The following is a 16,524-nucleotide window of genomic DNA, read 5'->3' as shown; positions in this document are numbered from 1 at the left end:
CAATAACGACTGATCACAAAGGGAAGTGACAAGCCACCTGGTGAGCGGATGTACTGGACTCTGCGGACAACACAGGTGAAACATGCTCACATAACAATTGCGCCTTATTGCAACGTGCACGGAATCGACATCCTTTGGGCGGATTAATGGGATTGGGTGGATCTCCGCTTAACGGAGGATCCACGACCCGTTTTTGGGGATCCATGGATGGCCTGGATGACAACAAGGCTGCCGTATAGGGATGACGTGGCGTGTTATAAATCTCATCAACCGGCCCCGCTTCCACCACCTGCCCCAAATACATCACCATGACCCGGTCACTTAAAAACTGAATGACATTCAAATCATGGGAAATGAACAGATAAGTCAGGCCAAGCGTTTCTTTCAATGACTGCAACAGATTCAGTACCTGTGCCTCCACGGATTTATCCAGCGCAGACACAGACTCGTCCAATATGAGCAGCCGTGGTCCCATGGCCAATGCCCGTGCAATATTGACGCGCTGGCGCTGTCCGCCTGATAGCTCATGGGGATACCGTTCGGCAAACATTTCAGGTGCCAGCCCCACCAGTTTGAGCACTGAGCTGGCTCTTTTTTTGGCTTCTGCGGCAGATACACCCATGACCTGTGGACCAAAAGCGATACTGTCCCGAATGGTCAAGCGCGGATTCAGGGATGCATAGCTGTCCTGAAAAACCATTTGTACATGCTTGCGCATTTCCCGGACACTGATCCCGCTGGGAGCCCCCACCTCCTCACCATCAAAGATCACTTCGCCGTCATCCGGGTTCATCAGATGCATCAGCAAGCGGGCTGTCGTGGATTTGCCGCAACCGGACTCGCCAACGATACCGAGCGTCTCACCTTTGGCCACCTTGAAACTCACACCATCAACAGCATGAATAACTTGTGGCTCACCCGACTCCGTGCGACCACCAATCGGAAAGTATTTCTTCAACTCATTGACAATCAGCAATGGCTGGGCGGGCCCGCCACGATCATCCTTGTCAACCAAATATTCATAATCCAGCATCGTATTCATGGTTAATTCCTTATGCCTTGACATCCATTGCGCTACGTAAACCGTCACTCAACAAGTTGAAACACATTGACGTCACGAAAATCATGATGCCGGGAAGAATGGCCTGCATCGGTGCCACATAAATTGAAGACCTGAGCGTATTGAGCATTAAGCCCCATTCCGCATCGGGCGGACTCACACCCAACCCCAGGAAACTCAAACCGGAGGCCATCACAATGCTGACGCTGATCAGGCTTGATGCATAAATCAGGACCGGCCCGGTCACGTTATTCAATACATGATGACGCATGATCATCCAGCCACGTGCTCCAGTCGCTCTTGCCGCCTCGACAAAATCCTGATTGCGGATCTGCGTAGTCACACTTTCAGATACCCTGGCGATGGAAGGAATGAAGACCAGTGTCAGCGCAACCAGCGTGTTCAGAATACCGGCCCCCATGATGGTGGAAATAGCCACGGCAAGCAAAACAGAAGGGAAGGCATAAAAAACATCTACCGTACGCATGATGATCATATTCACGCGCCCACCCGCAAAGCCCGCAATCATGCCGATCATTCCACCAATAAGCGTTGCAATCACGACGGGTGCAAATCCCGTAAACAGGGAAAGACGGGCACCATAGATGAGCCGGGAAAGCATATCCCTGCCCAGCTCATCGGTTCCCAGCAAATGGCCTGGTGTACCGATGGGTTTAAGCCTTTTTACAATGCTCATCTTGTTGGGATCATCCAGTCCCAACCAGGGCGCAAATATGGCAAGTGCCACCAATACGAGCAGGATGAAGGCACAGACCATTGCCACCGGATCCCGTTTCAGGCGACGCAGGGTGGACACCCAGAAGCTGCGTGATACTTTTTTTGGACTGCGTGGTACCTTGGGACTGGCAATCGTCGAACTGCTGGTCGCCGGTTCGGCGACAGAATTCAATGGAATAGATTGGCTCATCATTACCACTCCTCTCATTTACGTTTAACACGTGGATCTACTGACATCTGAAGCAGATCGACCAGCAGATTAACCACTACAAAAAACATGGACAGCACCAGTATCGTTCCTTGCAGAACAGGAAGATCCCTGGTGAAAATGGCCGAATTGAGCAAGAATCCAGTTCCCGGCCATGAAAAGACGGTCTCAACCAGAATGGAACCACCCATTAACTGCGCAAACTGCAAGCCCATAATCGACATCACGACGGGAGCCACGTTCTTGGCCACATGCAAAATGATGCGACGTTGATTCAAACCTTTGGCATACAATGCCTGCACGAATTCTTTCTGATACACCTCGGAAACCGCTGCCCTGACAGAACGGGCGATAATGCCGGTAGGAATAACCGTTAACGTAATCACCGGAAGAATCATGTGAGCAAAGCTATCCATACTGAAATTGAACTCTGTAGATCCGCCCGATCCCATCCCCACTGAAGGTAACCAGCCAAGCTCAACGGAAAAGAAAATAATCAGCACCATGCCAAGCCAGTAATGGGGTACTGAAACACCGGTAATCGCAATACTGCTTACAAACCGGTCAAGCAAACGATTTTGGGTTTTTCCGGCAATCCAGCCCAGCAATACACCGGCAACCATGGCCAAAAAGATGGCCACCACCGCCAATACCAAAGAGTTGAACATGGCGGGCATCAGCTCCTGAAGTACTGGTCGATTCGTGGTGATGGAACGGCCAAAGTCTCCTGTCATGACATTGCCGACCCAAATCAAATATTGCATTGGCAATGGTTTATCAAAGCCGTACTCAGCCTTGACCTGTTCAACCAGTTCCGGTGTGGCGTTGTCAGGCAAAATGGCATCAATAGGATCACCCGGAGCAACATGCACCAAGGCGAAACAAACCAGGGAAACACCAATTGCTATAGGCACGAAATAAAACAAACGACTCAGTAGATAGCGCCACATACCTCACCTCTTTTTTGAAAATCCGAATTCAAAATCAGGTTTTCCGGGGTAGGGTTATCTCCCCCGGAAAAATCTGTCACAAACTTACTCAACGTAGACCGGGCTCAAGTCCTGGAACCAGCTTTGTGCCTGTACAAAACCTTTCACCTTGGGCGAGAGCGCCCGAGGGTTCAAGTCATGAACAACCCAGACCCACATCGCTTCGTCAACGATGGCAGCATGCAACTTGGCCAGCAACTCATCCTGCTTGGCGGGATCAAACTCGGCCTTGGCTTTTGCGGCCAATTCATCCGTATTAGCCCTTTGGAACAGACCCCAGTTATAGCCACCTGGAGGGGGTTTGGCAGACCAGGATGTATTCAATAAAGCAATATCCGGATCCCAGAATCCCCAGCTATTGTTAATGGTATGTATGCCTTCATTTTCCTTGGCGGCGGCTCCCGCACGACGGTGCGCGCGCAAAGACTCCCACTCCATCACCTCAAACTCGGCATCAATACCCACATCCTTCCAGTTGGCCTGAATGAATTCATTCATCGGCAAAGGCTGCATCTGACCGGATCCTGCGGTAGAAATGGCCACTTTTACCTTGACCGGATTCTTGGGGCCATAACCCGAAGCGGCAAGCAATCGTTTGGCTTCCTCGGGGTCATACTTGATCTTGAACGTCGGATTGCCATACCATGGATGGCCTTCATAAACCATACCTGTAGCGGGCTGGGCCAACCCACCCAGAAAACTCGCCAACCCCTCCCGGTCAATCGCCAGGTTGGCTGCTTTGCGTACATTGATATCGGCAAAGGGAGAGTTATCCAAATGACTCAGCTGGTAAGGCCAAACATGCGGATAAATGTTTTTCACGATCTTCATACCCTGTTTTTCAAGACGAGGCACCGTATCGGGAGGCGGTGCTTCCACCCAGTCAACCTTGCCGGACAACAAAGCGGCAACCCGTGTGGTTGGATCCGGCATGGTGAACATGACAAGCCGGTCTGATTTGGGAATACGCGCTTCATTCCAATAATTGGGGTTTTTAACCAGTTCAGCCCGTTCGCGGGGAACCAGTTTTTCAAGCATCCATGGACCGGTACCTGATGGCTTCTTGGCAAATTCCGCCCAGCTTCCACCTACCTCGTTCCAACGAGCAGGACTGGACATATAGACTTGCGAAAGTAAATACGGTAATACGGCATCAGGCTCTTTAGTTTCAATTTCAACCGTTTTATCATCAATGAGCTTGTATGACTTGATGGGCGCAACATAAGTTGCTGCCTGGGCAGCCTGGGCTTGGTCAAATTGTGGTGAGGATGAGTTCAACAGCTTGTCCAGGTTCCATACCACAGCCTGCGCGGTGAAATCGGATCCATCATGAAACTTGACACCATCACGCAATTTAAATGTCCAGCGGGTTTTGGTGTCATCATCAATCGACCAGTCTGTCGCCAGTCCGGGCACCAGGACAGCAGGCTCATCGGCCTTACTCAGGTCCCATCCCACCAAACCATCATACAAGGTATTGCCAATAAAGCGCTGCCCCTCGGCCCCTTGACTGGGCTGTCCGGTTGTTAGCGGAATATCAGCCATCGTTGTCGCAATGCGCAAAGCAGTTTCCGCATGAGATAAACCCGGTGACATCATAAATCCAACGGATATCAACACTGAAACCATGGATTTATAACGAATAGCTCTATTAGAAAACGGACGAATCATAAGTACTCCTGAAAAAAATTACCGCGTCAATTTCTTGACAGGCAACACCTAAAAAAAACAAAAATATAAACATTTGTTTAATTCTATTGTTTGAAAATCAGGAGGTCAATATAAAATTCAATCTTTCAATAAAATTTATAATATGTTGTTTTTAAAAGATAAATTTTAATCAAGTTGGTGCAAATTGATTTATTTTGGTGCAAATAAAATCACCATTATGGTGCTTTTATTATATTTTTAATGTTAAAATAAACAAAATATTTAAACAATTGTTTATTTTAAATAAAAGGAGTAGAGATGAAACTTGAACTAAAAAACCAAAATAGCATCACCCAAAATACTAAAGAACGGATTTTGGAAAGTGCAAAAATATTATTGGCCTCTAAGGGCCCAGAGGGGGTAACCGTCAGGGATATTGCAGAAAATAGCAACGCCAACGTTGCATCCATAAATTATCATTTCGGCTCTAAAGATGGCCTCATCAACGAAGCCTTGCTAGCCATCTTGGGACCCACCAACATAGCTAGAAAAGAAATGATTTTGCAGGCAAAAAAACAATATGGTTCAACACCGCTTCCATTACCCGTTATTCTGGATGTCATGATCAGGCCATTGGTCAAATCCGAAAAAGGCACGGATCAAAGCCGTCTTTTCATCCGGGTTGAGCACTACTTACAAACAAATCCCTTAAGCCCTTATGCCATGTTTGTTTATGAAAACTTTCATCAGTACGCCAAACTAATCATTGATGAACTCAAAAGAACCCTGCCACACTTAAGCATTGGCGAAATAGCATGGCGTTATGAGTTTGCGAGAGGCGCCTTGCTCCATCTATTGAGTAACATTGAACCAGGACCCACACGATTAAAAATGCTCAACCCAGATATCACATGGATAAATCTGGAAAACCAGGAAGCCATTATTCAAACGATCGCCTCTAATATACTAGGCGGAATTGGCGCACCTACCACAGGAATAAATTTAGCTGCTGAGCACGATTAATCCACCAAATCAACAGGCAATAAAAAAATGCCCCGCATGTAGATTATGCAGGGCATTATTTAATGATTTTTGTGGCGGGTCAGCAGAGACTAAAACCCTGAACAGACAGAGTAATAACCCACCACCCGACCCCTTGTAGCTAACAATCTTATGCCACACGCACATCCTTAAAATCCTAAATTTTTAATTCAGCACATAAAGCATAGCGCATATTTTTTATGCAAAAAAAAAGCCGCTTAACTTTTGTTAGCGACTTATTTTATTAAGCAAAATAATTTTGGTGGGCTGGCCGGGACTCGAACCCGGGACCAACGGATTAAAAGTCCGCTGCTCTACCAACTGAGCTACCAGCCCTGAATGAAAAAGCCGCTTGGATAAAGCGGCTAATAATATGAACTACAAATTATGAGCTTTAACTTTCAGGTGGTGGGCTGGCCGGGACTCGAACCCGGGACCAACGGATTAAAAGTCCGCTGCTCTACCAACTGAGCTACCAGCCCCTGAAAGAATAAAATTATGACTGATATGCTCCAGCCTGTCAATATTTTTTTATTACCAAGCAACTAAAATAGAGTCTTGGTACTTTTTCACAACAAAATCCTTTACCGGCTGTGACTGATAAATCTGCACGAACTCCTTCAGGTCGGCACGATCCTGGTCTTTTTCACGGACGGCAATGATATTGGCATAGGGTGAATTACCGTCTTCCAATACGATGGCATCTTTCTTGGGGGTCAGGCCTGCTTCAATCGCAAAATTGGTATTTACGGCGGCAAAATCAACATCATCCAGGGAACGTGGCAACTGGGCGGCGTCCAATTCGATGAAACGCAGTTTTTTAGGATTTTCAATTATATCAATCGGGGTTGCCTTGATACCCGCTTTAGGATCAAGTTTGATCAAGCCTTGCGACTCAAGCAACAACAGGGCACGTCCGCCATTGGTAGGATCATTGGGCAGGGCGAAACGTGAACCTTCCTGAACTTCACTCAGGTTTTTGATTTTTTTACTGTAAATGCCAATTGGGAAAACAACCGTTTTGGCCAGGCTGACTATACCGTAATTGCGATCAGCGTTTGCGTTTTCCAGATAGGGCAAGTGTTGGTAGCTATTGGCATCCAGGTCGCCCGCCGCCAAGGCCACATTAGGCTGCACGTAGTCGGAGAACTCAATGATTTCAATGTTATAACCTTTTTTGGCTGCTTCTTCCTTCACCACTTCCATAATCTGCGCGTGTGGGCCGGCTGTCACCCCCACTTTCAGTGTTTTATCAGCGGCCAATGAGGTTGAGACAAGACCTGCACCTAATGCCAAGGCCAAGACATGACGAACAAATGTTTTTTTCATTTCGAATCCTTCAGGATTATTTATGTGACAAACGTCGGGATATCCAGTCACCCACACTTTGGATCAACTGGACCATAACAATTAATACCACCACCACGATCAGCATGACTTCAGGCAAGAAACGCTGGTAACCATACCGGATACCCAGATCTCCCAGGCCACCACCACCAATGGCACCGGCCATGGCCGAATAACCAATCAGGCTGACCAGGGTAATAACCATGGCTGAAATCAGTCCGGGCAAAGCCTCAGGCAATAAAACCTTGACAATAATTTGCATGGGTGATGCCCCCATCGCCTTGGCAGCGGTAATCAGGCCACGGTCAACTTCACGCATGGCGGTTTCAGCCACCCGGGCCATGAATGGAATGGCCGCAATGGCCAGGGGCACAATCGCCGCTGCGGTGCCAATCGATGTACCGGCAATCAGGCGGGTAAGCGGAATAATCGCCACCATCAAAATAATAAAGGGCACCGAACGGGTTGCATTGATAACTGCCCCCAATACCCGGTTAACCGCCATGTTTTGCAGCAAGCCACCTTTGTCGGTGACAATCAGGGCAACACCAAGGGGAACACCCAAAAAAAGTGCCGCCAGCCCCGAAACCCCAACCATGAGCAGGGTTTCGAGTGTGGCATCAATTAATAAATTAACCATTTGCGGATTCATACACCACCTCTTGTATTTGAACACCGGCCTCGTTGTTCAAGGCCTGCCGGGCATTCAGGATCGCTTGCGCACTACCCTGTACCTGAACATATAATTTACCGACAGCGACCCCTTTGATATCTTCCACCTTGGCCTGCAGCAAGGAAAGGCTGACGCCCAAATCCTTGGCCTTACCGGAAAACAAGCCGGTCGATACCCGGGAGTCATGCAAATGCAACTCCCAAATAGCGGCATCCTGCCCCGGATTTTCCTGAACCCATTGTTTCAGGCGTCCCACCAGAATCTCCTGCGAGTCTTCAGACAAGGTAGATTCTGTTGCGGCAGATACCATGGCGCGGGTAACGTCATGTTGGGGGTTGGCAAAAACATCGGCGGTCGCCCCCACTTCAACAACGGCCCCATGGCTTAATACCGCCACCCGATCACAGATTTGCTTGACCACTTCCATCTGGTGCGTGATCATGACAATCGTAATGCCTGTCTTGCGGTTAATATCACGCAACAAGTCCAGGATGTTCGCCGTTGTTTCAGGGTCCAAAGCAGAAGTAGCCTCATCACTTAACAGGACATCAGGATGGCAAGCCAGCGCACGGGCAATCCCCACCCGCTGCTTTTGTCCTCCGCTAATCTGCGCCGGGTAGCGGTCGCTTAAATGAGACAAGCCCACCAGATTCAACAACTCATCTACCCTGCTTTTGATTTCTTCCTTATTGACACCGGCAATTTCAAGTGGCAGGGCCACATTATTAAAAACCGTGCGACGTGACAATAAATTGAAGCTTTGAAACACCATGCCAATTCGCCGGCGTTGTGCACGCAACTCGATTTCCGACAACCCGGTCAACACTTGTCCGTTAAGGGTAATAGAGCCGGAATCCGGCTTTTCCAGTAAATTGATACACTGCACCAGTGTACTTTTACCAGCCCCACTGGGGCCAATAATCCCAAAAATTTCACCCTGCTCTATCTGCAGGTCTATTTTTTTTATGGCTTCAAAAAGCCCTTTGGGCGTTTTATATGTTTTTCTTAAATCTTTAATATGAATCATGATGCGATATTGTGATCTGCTTGCCGGTTTTGGCAAACAAAATTATAGTAAGCTCTATATTTCTTTTGGTAATATAGAGCTTACTTTTCTTTACTTATATGTAAAACAGGTAATGCGGAAAATGATGCTTATGCCTTGTTAGCAAGCCTGGCTTCCCTGGCCCTGCGACATTGCTTGCGGAATTTTTTCCAGCGATTATACAAAGGGCCCCAATACGGATTCCTGGCAATGCCAATTCTGTGCATCAACCAAGAACCGGACCTGTTTCTAACCGCAATCCGGTAAACATATTGCGGATTGCCGCCAGCCACATTGAAACCGTAGGCATCAGTGGTATAAAAGACGGTAAAGTCCAACGCCTTGGCGGCCTGAATATAATCATCGTCAAAATAGCCCTGTGGCCAGCATAAATGCGGGGTGTTCTTGTTCAACTGTTCAAGCAGGGCTGCTCTTGATTGCTGTAAATCGCTAGCGATACCGGCGCATTTTCCGGCCTCGTCCTGCGTCAAATCCCAACGGGTATGGGTATGGGTATGGCAATGAATTTCAAACGTACCCGCCGCTTCCATGGCACGCACTTCGGACCAGCGAACGGCAATCTCATGGGCCTTGCCTACATCGACAATTTCCATGCATTCATGATGCGACGGACAGGCAGGCAAAGGCTTGCCTGACCCGTTGACAGGACGAAGTCCACCCTGTCCTGCCCAACCAGTCACCAGAAACATAACGGCATGCATGCCATGTTTTTGCAAAACCGGGTGGGCATACACCCAGTTATCCAGATAGCCGTCATCAAACGTGATAAGCACCGATTTTTCAGGTACTTTTTCACCCCGAAGATAGCCCGCAAACTGGTCTGCAGTAAGGCTTGTATAGCCATTGGCAGCCAGAGCCGCCATTTGTGAGTCAAAATTTTCGGGGCTGGTGGTGATTTGTCCCGAAGACGGCGTGATATGGTGATACATCAGTACCGGTACAGAACCGGCATTTTTCAAACCCATCTTATCGCTCCCGGGAGATGCGCACCTCGGCACCACGACGCTTTACTTCAAGCCCTTCGGATTGCAAAATACGCAAGCCCTCAAGGCCTTTGATATAACTGGACCCTTGCATTTGCATGACACGAATTTTATTGCGCATCACGACCGGGTTATGCAACGGCATGCCAAACATCCATACTTCATCCAGTATCCGGGCCGTATTGAATTCGCCCAAATGTTTAAGCACAGGGCCAAGGCACAGCATATGTCCTTCACGCCCGAAAACCGGCACAGAATCCAGTGCACATTCAAGACTGATGGACTGTCCGCCTTCATAACGCCAGCCGGTATTCAGGTCCCACCAGGACTCGCCTTCGGGTAAATAAACAATAACCTTACCCCCTGGCTCAAGTACCGGCGCCACCAATAAGGCCGGACCGAACATGAATTGGGTATCGTATTCTTGCGCCCGGACATCATCAGGAAAAGCCAGGGGCATCATGCGCTGCACCGGCAGGCCTGTTCTTACCGAATCTTCGATGATGCCAAGCACATAAGGAATCAGCCGATAACGCAACTCGAACAGGGTTTTGATTTTTGCCTGGATATTTTCATCGAATGCGGTTGGCAACAAGGCAGGATTGGCATGCAAGGCAAACCCGGCAGAAAAAACCGATAGTCCCAAACAACGCAAATACCATTCAGGATCGACAGGACCCGACACCCCTTGAGGATTGCCAATATCATGTACCTGCGTCACTATGCCACTGGCCTGGACCGACAAGGCACTGCGTAGTAGTTGATGCATGGCATCCCAGTCATTGCCAGGGCATTCCAGCTGTTTCCAGGGCGTTCGCTGGGCCGCCAGGCCAAGGCTGTCACTTAATACCACGCCTTCCGCAGGTGTTTTGTTACATGACACCGCTTCAAACAAGGCTTTTTTCAGCAACAACGGGTAAAGCGTACGCAACAGCGGACCGGATTCTCCGTTACGGGCACTGATTGTATCGGGCAACTCCATCGGCAGTTTGCATTCAATGGCACTGGCGCCCTCTTCAATAAGTTGCGCATGACGTTCCTGCCAGAAAAGGAAGGCGTCTTTATAAGTCAGGTCGAGCAGACCAAAAGGCTGCCCACCGGTTGCCGGAACACCATCAAACACCTGCGCCAGCCCTTCTTCATTGCAAAGCAGCCAGCCACGGTCCTCGAGATCGGCAAACAAGGGGGTATGGGCCAGCACACCCGGAAAGGTCGTTACACAAGCATGTCCCTGGTCATCAGCCAGTTGGGCAAAATAACGCCTTGGATCTTCAAGCCGTGAAACATCCCACTCAAGGGCCTGCTTGTCCTGCTGAAACTGTATCAGGGACGGATTGCCCAGCCTTAAGACATCTAGCGGAATACCGTCCTCACGCAGGGCTTTGGCCAAACTGGTTAATTCGTTGATATCCTGGCCTGTTTGCTGGATTAACCAGGTTCCCATGGCCCATAACGGAGGTTGTCCGGCACGACCGGCCAATGCGGAATATTGATTGAATATTTCGGCAGGTTCACTGGCAAACAAAAACAGGTCGAACACACTGTCTTCAACATACAGTTGGTAAGTATCCGGTTCATCGGGTGTACCGGGCGCATGCAAGACACGATTCAGTGAGTTGACATAAAGACCCCAGCCCTGAGGGTTCCAGGCCAACGGCAAATAGTTGAAGCCGGGCAAGTCGGAAACGACTTCCTGACCACGACGATTGAAGTCGCCAAGGGTTTCACCCAAACCATATACCGGCGCATTTTCTGGCAGGCTCAGCATGAGGCCCCAGCTTTCTGGCTGTCCGTTCTGGACGTCGGCCACAAAAGGGCTGATAAATTGACTGTCGGTACTTAATAGAAGCTGGTCATTGCGAAACAGGGCCAGACGAAATGGCTTGGCATGCAGTTCCAGCGTAATATCCCCCTGGACAAAGCGCCAGCCACTTTCCGGTAAGAGCGCCTCGGTGCTCATTTCACCGATTGCTTCGGGCCTGGCCAGCAGCAGCTCCTGACGAGCCCGTGCCCGTGCATTCATTTTTTCATCATCCAACTTGGCGGCTGGACCACATCGCAAACGAAATACGCCCGGGGCATGTGCCTCTATGCGAAGGCTCAGGCCCGAATCCATTTCAAAAACGGCATGTGCTGAATGTGCGGATACAAATTCTAGATTATCAAGCTGGATCACGTCAGTTCTTTTTAAGTGTTGCACTTAGTGTGGCGCAAAATACCCACACTATAAAACGTATTATTTTGACTCATTTACACCAAAATTAAAATCAAAACACGGATTTAACAGAAAATTCACCCTAAATATGGCTTATTCCCCTTTTAAAGCAGCCAATTCAAAAGAAATGACAAGATTAACGGGGGGAAATCGCCTTCAGCAAATCACGTTCCAGTGGCACCGGCTCGCCTTCAAGCCGGGCAGCAATCACGTCTCCTGCAAGGCTGGACCATGTCAGCCCATGGGAAGCATAAGCAGCGGCAATCCAGATTCCTTTGGCATGATCAAGCTGCCCGATCACCGGCAAGCGCCCCTGCAAAACCGCACGCATACCCGCCCATCCGCTTATTTCATTGTTCTGCACAGCCTGGTTAAGATTCGCAGAAAACATGACTGGCATTTTGGATAAAATGGCTTCTTGCCCTTTTTTGCTTGTACAGGGCACCAATTGGTTATGCATATAAGTACTGCCCATGACACAAAGGTTGTTAACCGGCGGTAAAAAATAACCTTCGCCACCAATGATGCAACGCGGCCCGCCGTTAACAAGCCCGGCTGGCACATGCATGACCTCACCCCCCATGGGATGAAGCGAATGCAGCTTGGGAATGGCCGGCACCACCTCACCGGAACGCCGTGTCTGCTGCATTAGGCCGCTTTCTTTCAGGATCGAAAGGGTTTGCAAACCACATGCCACAATAACCGTATGCCCACGCGCCAGCACATTGCCATCGGCCCCCAGCAACTCCCACTGCCGGGTTTGCTCATTACGCAGCAAGAATGCCACCCGGGCAGCCATGCACTCAATTGCTTCATTATCCAGCAACCTACGAATCAGTCCTTCAGGATTAACCAGAATTCCGGCCGAGAAATAGGCGCCGTCCCTGTCTATGGGGATGCCTGCCAACGCCGAGGCCTCTGCCGGTTCGACATGCCGCACCCACGCTTCCGGAAATTGCAGGGCCTTGACAGCCTCGATCAAATCTTTGGCATGGCCTTTACTACGGCTCAATTCGAGGGTACCACACCAGGCGGGGATAGCCGATGCCGGAAACCCATGCCAACGGGCATGCGCCCGTAAAGTGCCGGCACGGCTCAAGCGTGAACGAAAATTATCATCAATCGAAACCAACGGTGTCAGTGCAGCGGCAATATGCCCCTGCTGCCCCGCCGACTTACCATGGGCAAATGCCAGATCCATCACCTTGACCTGCCAGCCACGAAGGGCCAAAGCATGTGCCACCCCTGATCCGGCAAGGCCTCCCCCGATGACCAAGGCGGTTTTTTCCTGATCGGCCATATAAACCGGCATTGGCCGGCCAGAGCGCGCCTGCACGGCCAAATAACGTCCGTCCTGGCTGGTCTTGGTTTTTCCTGTCACCAAACCTTCTGTTTTCAGGGCCTGACCCAAAAGATCTTCATCCTGCATCCGGCTAATGACGCAAACCTGGGGCGAAGCATAACGCAACCAGTCACCATAGCTTTCCTGTGCCAGCACGGCAGGACTGCAATTATCAGCCAGAATATAGGTATCAATAGAGGCATGGATGTTTTTTAGCATCCGCCTTTTTTCGCCATACGCCAGCGTGATGGTCAGGCTTCCCTGGTCCAGGTCAATCCGATGCAGACCCGGCAGTACACAAGGCCAGTGACTGGCCAATTCATTGATTTGCGCTTGCATACCCTCGGGAAACAGACTCGCGCCCATTTGCATGAAATCCTGCCGTGAGAGTGGCTGCTCTTCAAACACAATCAGGTGCAAACGCTTGCAACGTGATGGTTCCTGTTGCCAGTATTTACGCAACAAGACCAGATGCATGGCAAATCGCGTACCGTTCAGGGCAATCGTGTGGCGCGCCTTGCCCTGCCATTGCAAACAAGGTGACACGAAACTTGAATACCATGCATCAAGCTCGAAAAAACTTTTCATTGTGGCCGAGACGGGATTATCTGCATCAGGCAAATGGCAGCCATTTGCTTGTATGACAAGACTGGCAGGACGTAAAACAGGATAAGTGGAGGACATGAAAGAAAGCGTTTGGGCAAATCAAAATTTAAGTTTCAGGAGCCAAAGACCATAGTGCTACTCCTGTGTATAATTCCTGTTTATAAGGACTGAATGGGCGAATTACGATGTTAACAAAAAATTATCTGGATTTTAGCAGAGCATTGGAAGCCGGCATTACCGCAGCACATGCCGCAGCAGCAATTTTACAGGCATACGCCCATAACAGATCAGATCTGATTATCGATCATAAATCCAGCAACGACCTGGTTTCCCAAGCCGACCGCGAAGCAGAAGAAGCCATTCTGGAACACCTTACAAAACTTACGCCTGAATTTGGCATTGTGGCCGAAGAAACCGGCGGCAAACCCACAGGGGCAGCCACCTGGTATATTGACCCCCTTGATGGCACGACCAATTTCCTGCACGGAATTCCCCATTACGCTGTTTCACTGGGGCTGATCGCCCATGCCGGCACCCAACTCCAACCCGGTACTCCGGTCCTGACCCGTGACACGCCAATCGTTGCGGTGGTGTATGATCCTTGCAGGGAAGAACTGTTCACGGCCATTTACCAAGAAGGCGCACGTCTTAATGGCGAACGCATCTACTGTTCTGCGTCACAATCATTGGCCGACTCTATCCTGGGAACCGGTGTCCCGTTCCGGGATTTTTCTTTTGCCGACCAATACATGCCCACCTTTGATGCCGCAATACACACCACCCGTGGGATCCGCCGCCTAGGGGCCGCTGCCCTTGACCTGGCATGGATTGCCTGCGGCCGTTTCGATGCTTACTGGGAAATGGGCCTGGCACCCTGGGATGTTGCGGCCGGTACCCTGCTGGTTCGTGAAGCAGGCGGACAAGCCGAAGATATGTACGGAATTGACCCATGGCCGGTCAAAGGCTATGTAGCCGCTGCCAACCGACAGGTTTTTCCCGAACTCATGGCCATGCTCAAGCCACACCTGACCGCCCCCACCCTTAAAAAAGAATAAAACATGAAGAATGAAGCAAAAGAGACAGAAACACCCGAAGCCATTATGGTCAACATTCCCCGAAGGCTGGACACCGAAGATGCCCAACTCGCCCTTGAAAGAATACAGGAGCTCCTGAAAAAACATGCCCTGGTAGAAAATCTTGTACGCCGGCAAGAGGAAGGTGACGAGCAGGCATCCATTATTGAAGGACTGCTGAAACGGCAGCATGAGGTTGAGCTGGAACACACGCTTAACCAGATGCACCCGGCTGATATTGCCTTTATTCTCGGTTCATTGCCTTCCGAACAGCGCCGCCTGATCTGGGGCCTGGTCAATGCCAAGTATGATGGGGATATTCTTCTTGAGGTGGATGACTGGGTTCGTGAAGACCTGATTTCATCCATGAACCGTGAAGATCTCCTAGCTGCCACCGAAGATCTTGATGCGGACGAACTGGCCGACCTGGCCCCGGACCTTCCCGCCGATATTGTTGCCGAGGTCCAGAAAGGCCTGACCAGTGAAGAACGGGCACAACTGCTCGAGGCCATGGGCTACCCTGACGGCTCCGTCGGTGCCATCATGGATTTCGAAATGGTGCGGGTACGGGAAGATGTCAGCCTGGAGGTGGTCTTACGTTACCTCAGGCGCCTTGAAGAACTGCCCGACCATACCGACCAGATCTTTGTCGTGGATCGCCAGGATCGCATCCTGGGTGTTTTAAGCATTTCCCAACTACTGGTCAATGATCCTGAAATTGTCGTGAAAGATGTCATGAAAACCGACTATCTTTCCCTCAAACCCAATGATAACGACAACGAGGCAGCCTCTGCCTTTGAACGCTATGACCTGGTTTCCGCACCGGTTGTCGACAAGCAAAACCGCCTGATTGGCCGGGTCACCATTGCCGATGTGGTAGATGTGATTCGTGAAGACTCTCAGGAACAGGATTTATCACGTGCCGGTCTGCATGAAGAAGATATTTTCGCCCCGGTCATAAAAGCCCTTAAAAACCGCTCTCCGTGGTTGCTGATCAATTTATGTACGGCATCTATTGCCGCCGTTATCGCCTCACAGTTTGAAGGAACGGTCAGCCAGATTGTCATTCTGGCTTTCCTGATGTCGATTGTTGCGGGGATTGGCGGCAATTCAGGCAACCAAACCATGACGCTGGTCATCCGGGCCTTGGCCGTCGGACGCATTACCTCCAAAAACTTTACGGCCCTGCTTAAACGGGAATGTATTGTGACCATTTTGGTCGGCTTCATTGGCAGCCTTGTGGCTGCCGGCTTTGCCTGGGCCATTTCTGGCTCATTCAAAATCGCCCTTGTCATGGCCGCAGCCATGGTCAGCAATATGCTGATTGGTGCCACCCTTGGCGTACTTATTCCGATTATCAGGGATAAATTCGGCAAAGATCCAGCCATGGGTTCTTCTGTCTTGCTAACTTTTGTAACCGACTCCCTGGGTTTTTTCATCTTTCTGGGATTAGCCAGTATCTTCCTGCTATAAGTACTATTTCGCTCAACCACCGGAATGGGCCAGCAAGCTAGTCTACTCGTTCCCACGCTA

At 49.9% G+C, this 16,524-nt stretch carries 13 protein-coding genes and 2 tRNA genes; 3 read left to right on the top strand and 12 right to left on the bottom strand.

The window, feature by feature from the left end; genetic code table 11:
• Nucleotides 1-13: 13 nt before the first annotated feature.
• The 4 genes from ACM5Q9_RS05050 to ACM5Q9_RS05035 all read right to left on the bottom strand — a co-directional run bounded on the left by ACM5Q9_RS05050 (nucleotide 14) and on the right by ACM5Q9_RS05035 (nucleotide 4,591).
• Complete coding sequence (locus ACM5Q9_RS05050; protein ID WP_418143654.1) at nucleotides 14-1,042, bottom strand: ABC transporter ATP-binding protein; 1,029 nt, start codon at nucleotides 1,040-1,042, stop codon at nucleotides 14-16.
• Between the two features lie 10 nt (nucleotides 1,043-1,052).
• Nucleotides 1,053-1,991 (bottom strand): ABC transporter permease, encoded by a 939-nt coding sequence (locus ACM5Q9_RS05045; protein WP_418143653.1) that lies wholly within the window; start codon nucleotides 1,989-1,991, stop codon nucleotides 1,053-1,055.
• A gap of 11 nt (nucleotides 1,992-2,002) precedes the next feature.
• Nucleotides 2,003-2,956, bottom strand: a complete 954-nt coding sequence (locus tag ACM5Q9_RS05040) for an ABC transporter permease (protein WP_418143652.1) — start codon at nucleotides 2,954-2,956, stop codon at nucleotides 2,003-2,005.
• An 84-nt stretch (nucleotides 2,957-3,040) separates the two neighbouring features.
• Nucleotides 3,041-4,591 (bottom strand): ABC transporter substrate-binding protein, encoded by a 1,551-nt coding sequence (locus tag ACM5Q9_RS05035; RefSeq protein WP_418143651.1) that lies wholly within the window; start codon nucleotides 4,589-4,591, stop codon nucleotides 3,041-3,043.
• Between the two features lie 372 nt (nucleotides 4,592-4,963).
• Here ACM5Q9_RS05035 and ACM5Q9_RS05030 point away from each other — a divergent pair, with 372 nt between their 5' ends.
• Nucleotides 4,964-5,668 carry a TetR/AcrR family transcriptional regulator gene (locus tag ACM5Q9_RS05030; protein ID WP_418143650.1) on the top strand — a complete coding sequence of 235 codons (705 nt, stop codon included), beginning with the start codon at nucleotides 4,964-4,966 and terminating at the stop codon, nucleotides 5,666-5,668.
• Nucleotides 5,669-5,946: 278 nt separating this feature from the next.
• Here the strand turns inward: ACM5Q9_RS05030 and ACM5Q9_RS05025 are convergent.
• The 8 genes from ACM5Q9_RS05025 to ACM5Q9_RS04990 all read right to left on the bottom strand — a co-directional run bounded on the left by ACM5Q9_RS05025 (nucleotide 5,947) and on the right by ACM5Q9_RS04990 (nucleotide 13,996).
• Nucleotides 5,947-6,022: transfer RNA gene (locus tag ACM5Q9_RS05025), tRNA-Lys, on the bottom strand.
• Nucleotides 6,023-6,092: 70 nt separating this feature from the next.
• Nucleotides 6,093-6,168 (bottom strand) — tRNA-Lys (locus ACM5Q9_RS05020).
• Nucleotides 6,169-6,220: 52 nt separating this feature from the next.
• A complete protein-coding gene (locus tag ACM5Q9_RS05015; protein ID WP_418143649.1) occupies nucleotides 6,221-7,015 on the bottom strand; it encodes a MetQ/NlpA family ABC transporter substrate-binding protein in 795 nt (264 codons plus the stop codon).
• A gap of 16 nt (nucleotides 7,016-7,031) precedes the next feature.
• Complete coding sequence (locus ACM5Q9_RS05010; protein WP_418143648.1) at nucleotides 7,032-7,685, bottom strand: methionine ABC transporter permease; 654 nt, start codon at nucleotides 7,683-7,685, stop codon at nucleotides 7,032-7,034.
• A complete protein-coding gene (locus ACM5Q9_RS05005) occupies nucleotides 7,666-8,733 on the bottom strand; it encodes a methionine ABC transporter ATP-binding protein (protein ID WP_418143647.1) in 1,068 nt (355 codons plus the stop codon). Before ACM5Q9_RS05005 ends, ACM5Q9_RS05010 begins: the two co-directional genes overlap by 20 nt.
• 128 nt (nucleotides 8,734-8,861) lie before the next feature.
• A complete protein-coding gene (locus ACM5Q9_RS05000) occupies nucleotides 8,862-9,731 on the bottom strand; it encodes a polysaccharide deacetylase family protein (RefSeq protein ID WP_418143914.1) in 870 nt (289 codons plus the stop codon).
• Nucleotides 9,732-9,738: 7 nt separating this feature from the next.
• Nucleotides 9,739-11,871, bottom strand: a complete 2,133-nt coding sequence (locus tag ACM5Q9_RS04995) for a glycoside hydrolase family 31 protein (RefSeq protein WP_418143913.1) — start codon at nucleotides 11,869-11,871, stop codon at nucleotides 9,739-9,741.
• Nucleotides 11,872-12,106: 235 nt separating this feature from the next.
• Entirely contained in the window at nucleotides 12,107-13,996 is a 1,890-nt protein-coding gene (locus ACM5Q9_RS04990) for an FAD-dependent oxidoreductase (RefSeq protein WP_418143646.1), read from the bottom strand.
• 107 nt (nucleotides 13,997-14,103) lie between these two features.
• Here ACM5Q9_RS04990 and ACM5Q9_RS04985 point away from each other — a divergent pair, with 107 nt between their 5' ends.
• Nucleotides 14,104-14,973, top strand: a complete 870-nt coding sequence (locus ACM5Q9_RS04985) for an inositol monophosphatase family protein (RefSeq protein WP_418143645.1) — start codon at nucleotides 14,104-14,106, stop codon at nucleotides 14,971-14,973.
• Nucleotides 14,974-14,976: 3 nt separating this feature from the next.
• Nucleotides 14,977-16,464 (top strand): magnesium transporter, encoded by a 1,488-nt coding sequence (gene mgtE / locus ACM5Q9_RS04980; RefSeq protein ID WP_418143643.1) that lies wholly within the window; start codon nucleotides 14,977-14,979, stop codon nucleotides 16,462-16,464.
• Nucleotides 16,465-16,524 lie beyond the last annotated feature (60 nt).

The sequence above is a fragment of the Advenella sp. RU8 genome, assembly GCF_048381675.1.
Lineage (GTDB): Bacteria > Pseudomonadota > Gammaproteobacteria > Burkholderiales > Burkholderiaceae_B > Advenella.
Note: the sequence above shows the minus strand (reverse complement) of the source record. Positions and strands in the feature narration are given on the sequence as shown.

Coding starts and splice junctions, on each gene's coding strand:
- ACM5Q9_RS05050 (WP_418143654.1), bottom strand. CDS start 1,042: ATGAATACGATGCTGGATTATGAATATTTGGTTGACAAGGATGATCGT.
- ACM5Q9_RS05045 (WP_418143653.1), bottom strand. CDS start 1,991: ATGATGAGCCAATCTATTCCATTGAATTCTGTCGCCGAACCGGCGACC.
- ACM5Q9_RS05040 (WP_418143652.1), bottom strand. CDS start 2,956: ATGTGGCGCTATCTACTGAGTCGTTTGTTTTATTTCGTGCCTATAGCA.
- ACM5Q9_RS05035 (WP_418143651.1), bottom strand. CDS start 4,591: ATGTCACCGGGTTTATCTCATGCGGAAACTGCTTTGCGCATTGCGACA.
- ACM5Q9_RS05030 (WP_418143650.1), top strand. CDS start 4,964: ATGAAACTTGAACTAAAAAACCAAAATAGCATCACCCAAAATACTAAA.
- ACM5Q9_RS05015 (WP_418143649.1), bottom strand. CDS start 7,015: ATGAAAAAAACATTTGTTCGTCATGTCTTGGCCTTGGCATTAGGTGCA.
- ACM5Q9_RS05010 (WP_418143648.1), bottom strand. CDS start 7,685: ATGAATCCGCAAATGGTTAATTTATTAATTGATGCCACACTCGAAACC.
- ACM5Q9_RS05005 (WP_418143647.1), bottom strand. CDS start 8,733: ATGATTCATATTAAAGATTTAAGAAAAACATATAAAACGCCCAAAGGG.
- ACM5Q9_RS04995 (WP_418143913.1), bottom strand. CDS start 11,871: ATGGATTCGGGCCTGAGCCTTCGCATAGAGGCACATGCCCCGGGCGTA.
- ACM5Q9_RS04990 (WP_418143646.1), bottom strand. CDS start 13,996: ATGTCCTCCACTTATCCTGTTTTACGTCCTGCCAGTCTTGTCATACAA.
- ACM5Q9_RS04985 (WP_418143645.1), top strand. CDS start 14,104: ATGTTAACAAAAAATTATCTGGATTTTAGCAGAGCATTGGAAGCCGGC.
- mgtE (WP_418143643.1), top strand. CDS start 14,977: ATGAAGAATGAAGCAAAAGAGACAGAAACACCCGAAGCCATTATGGTC.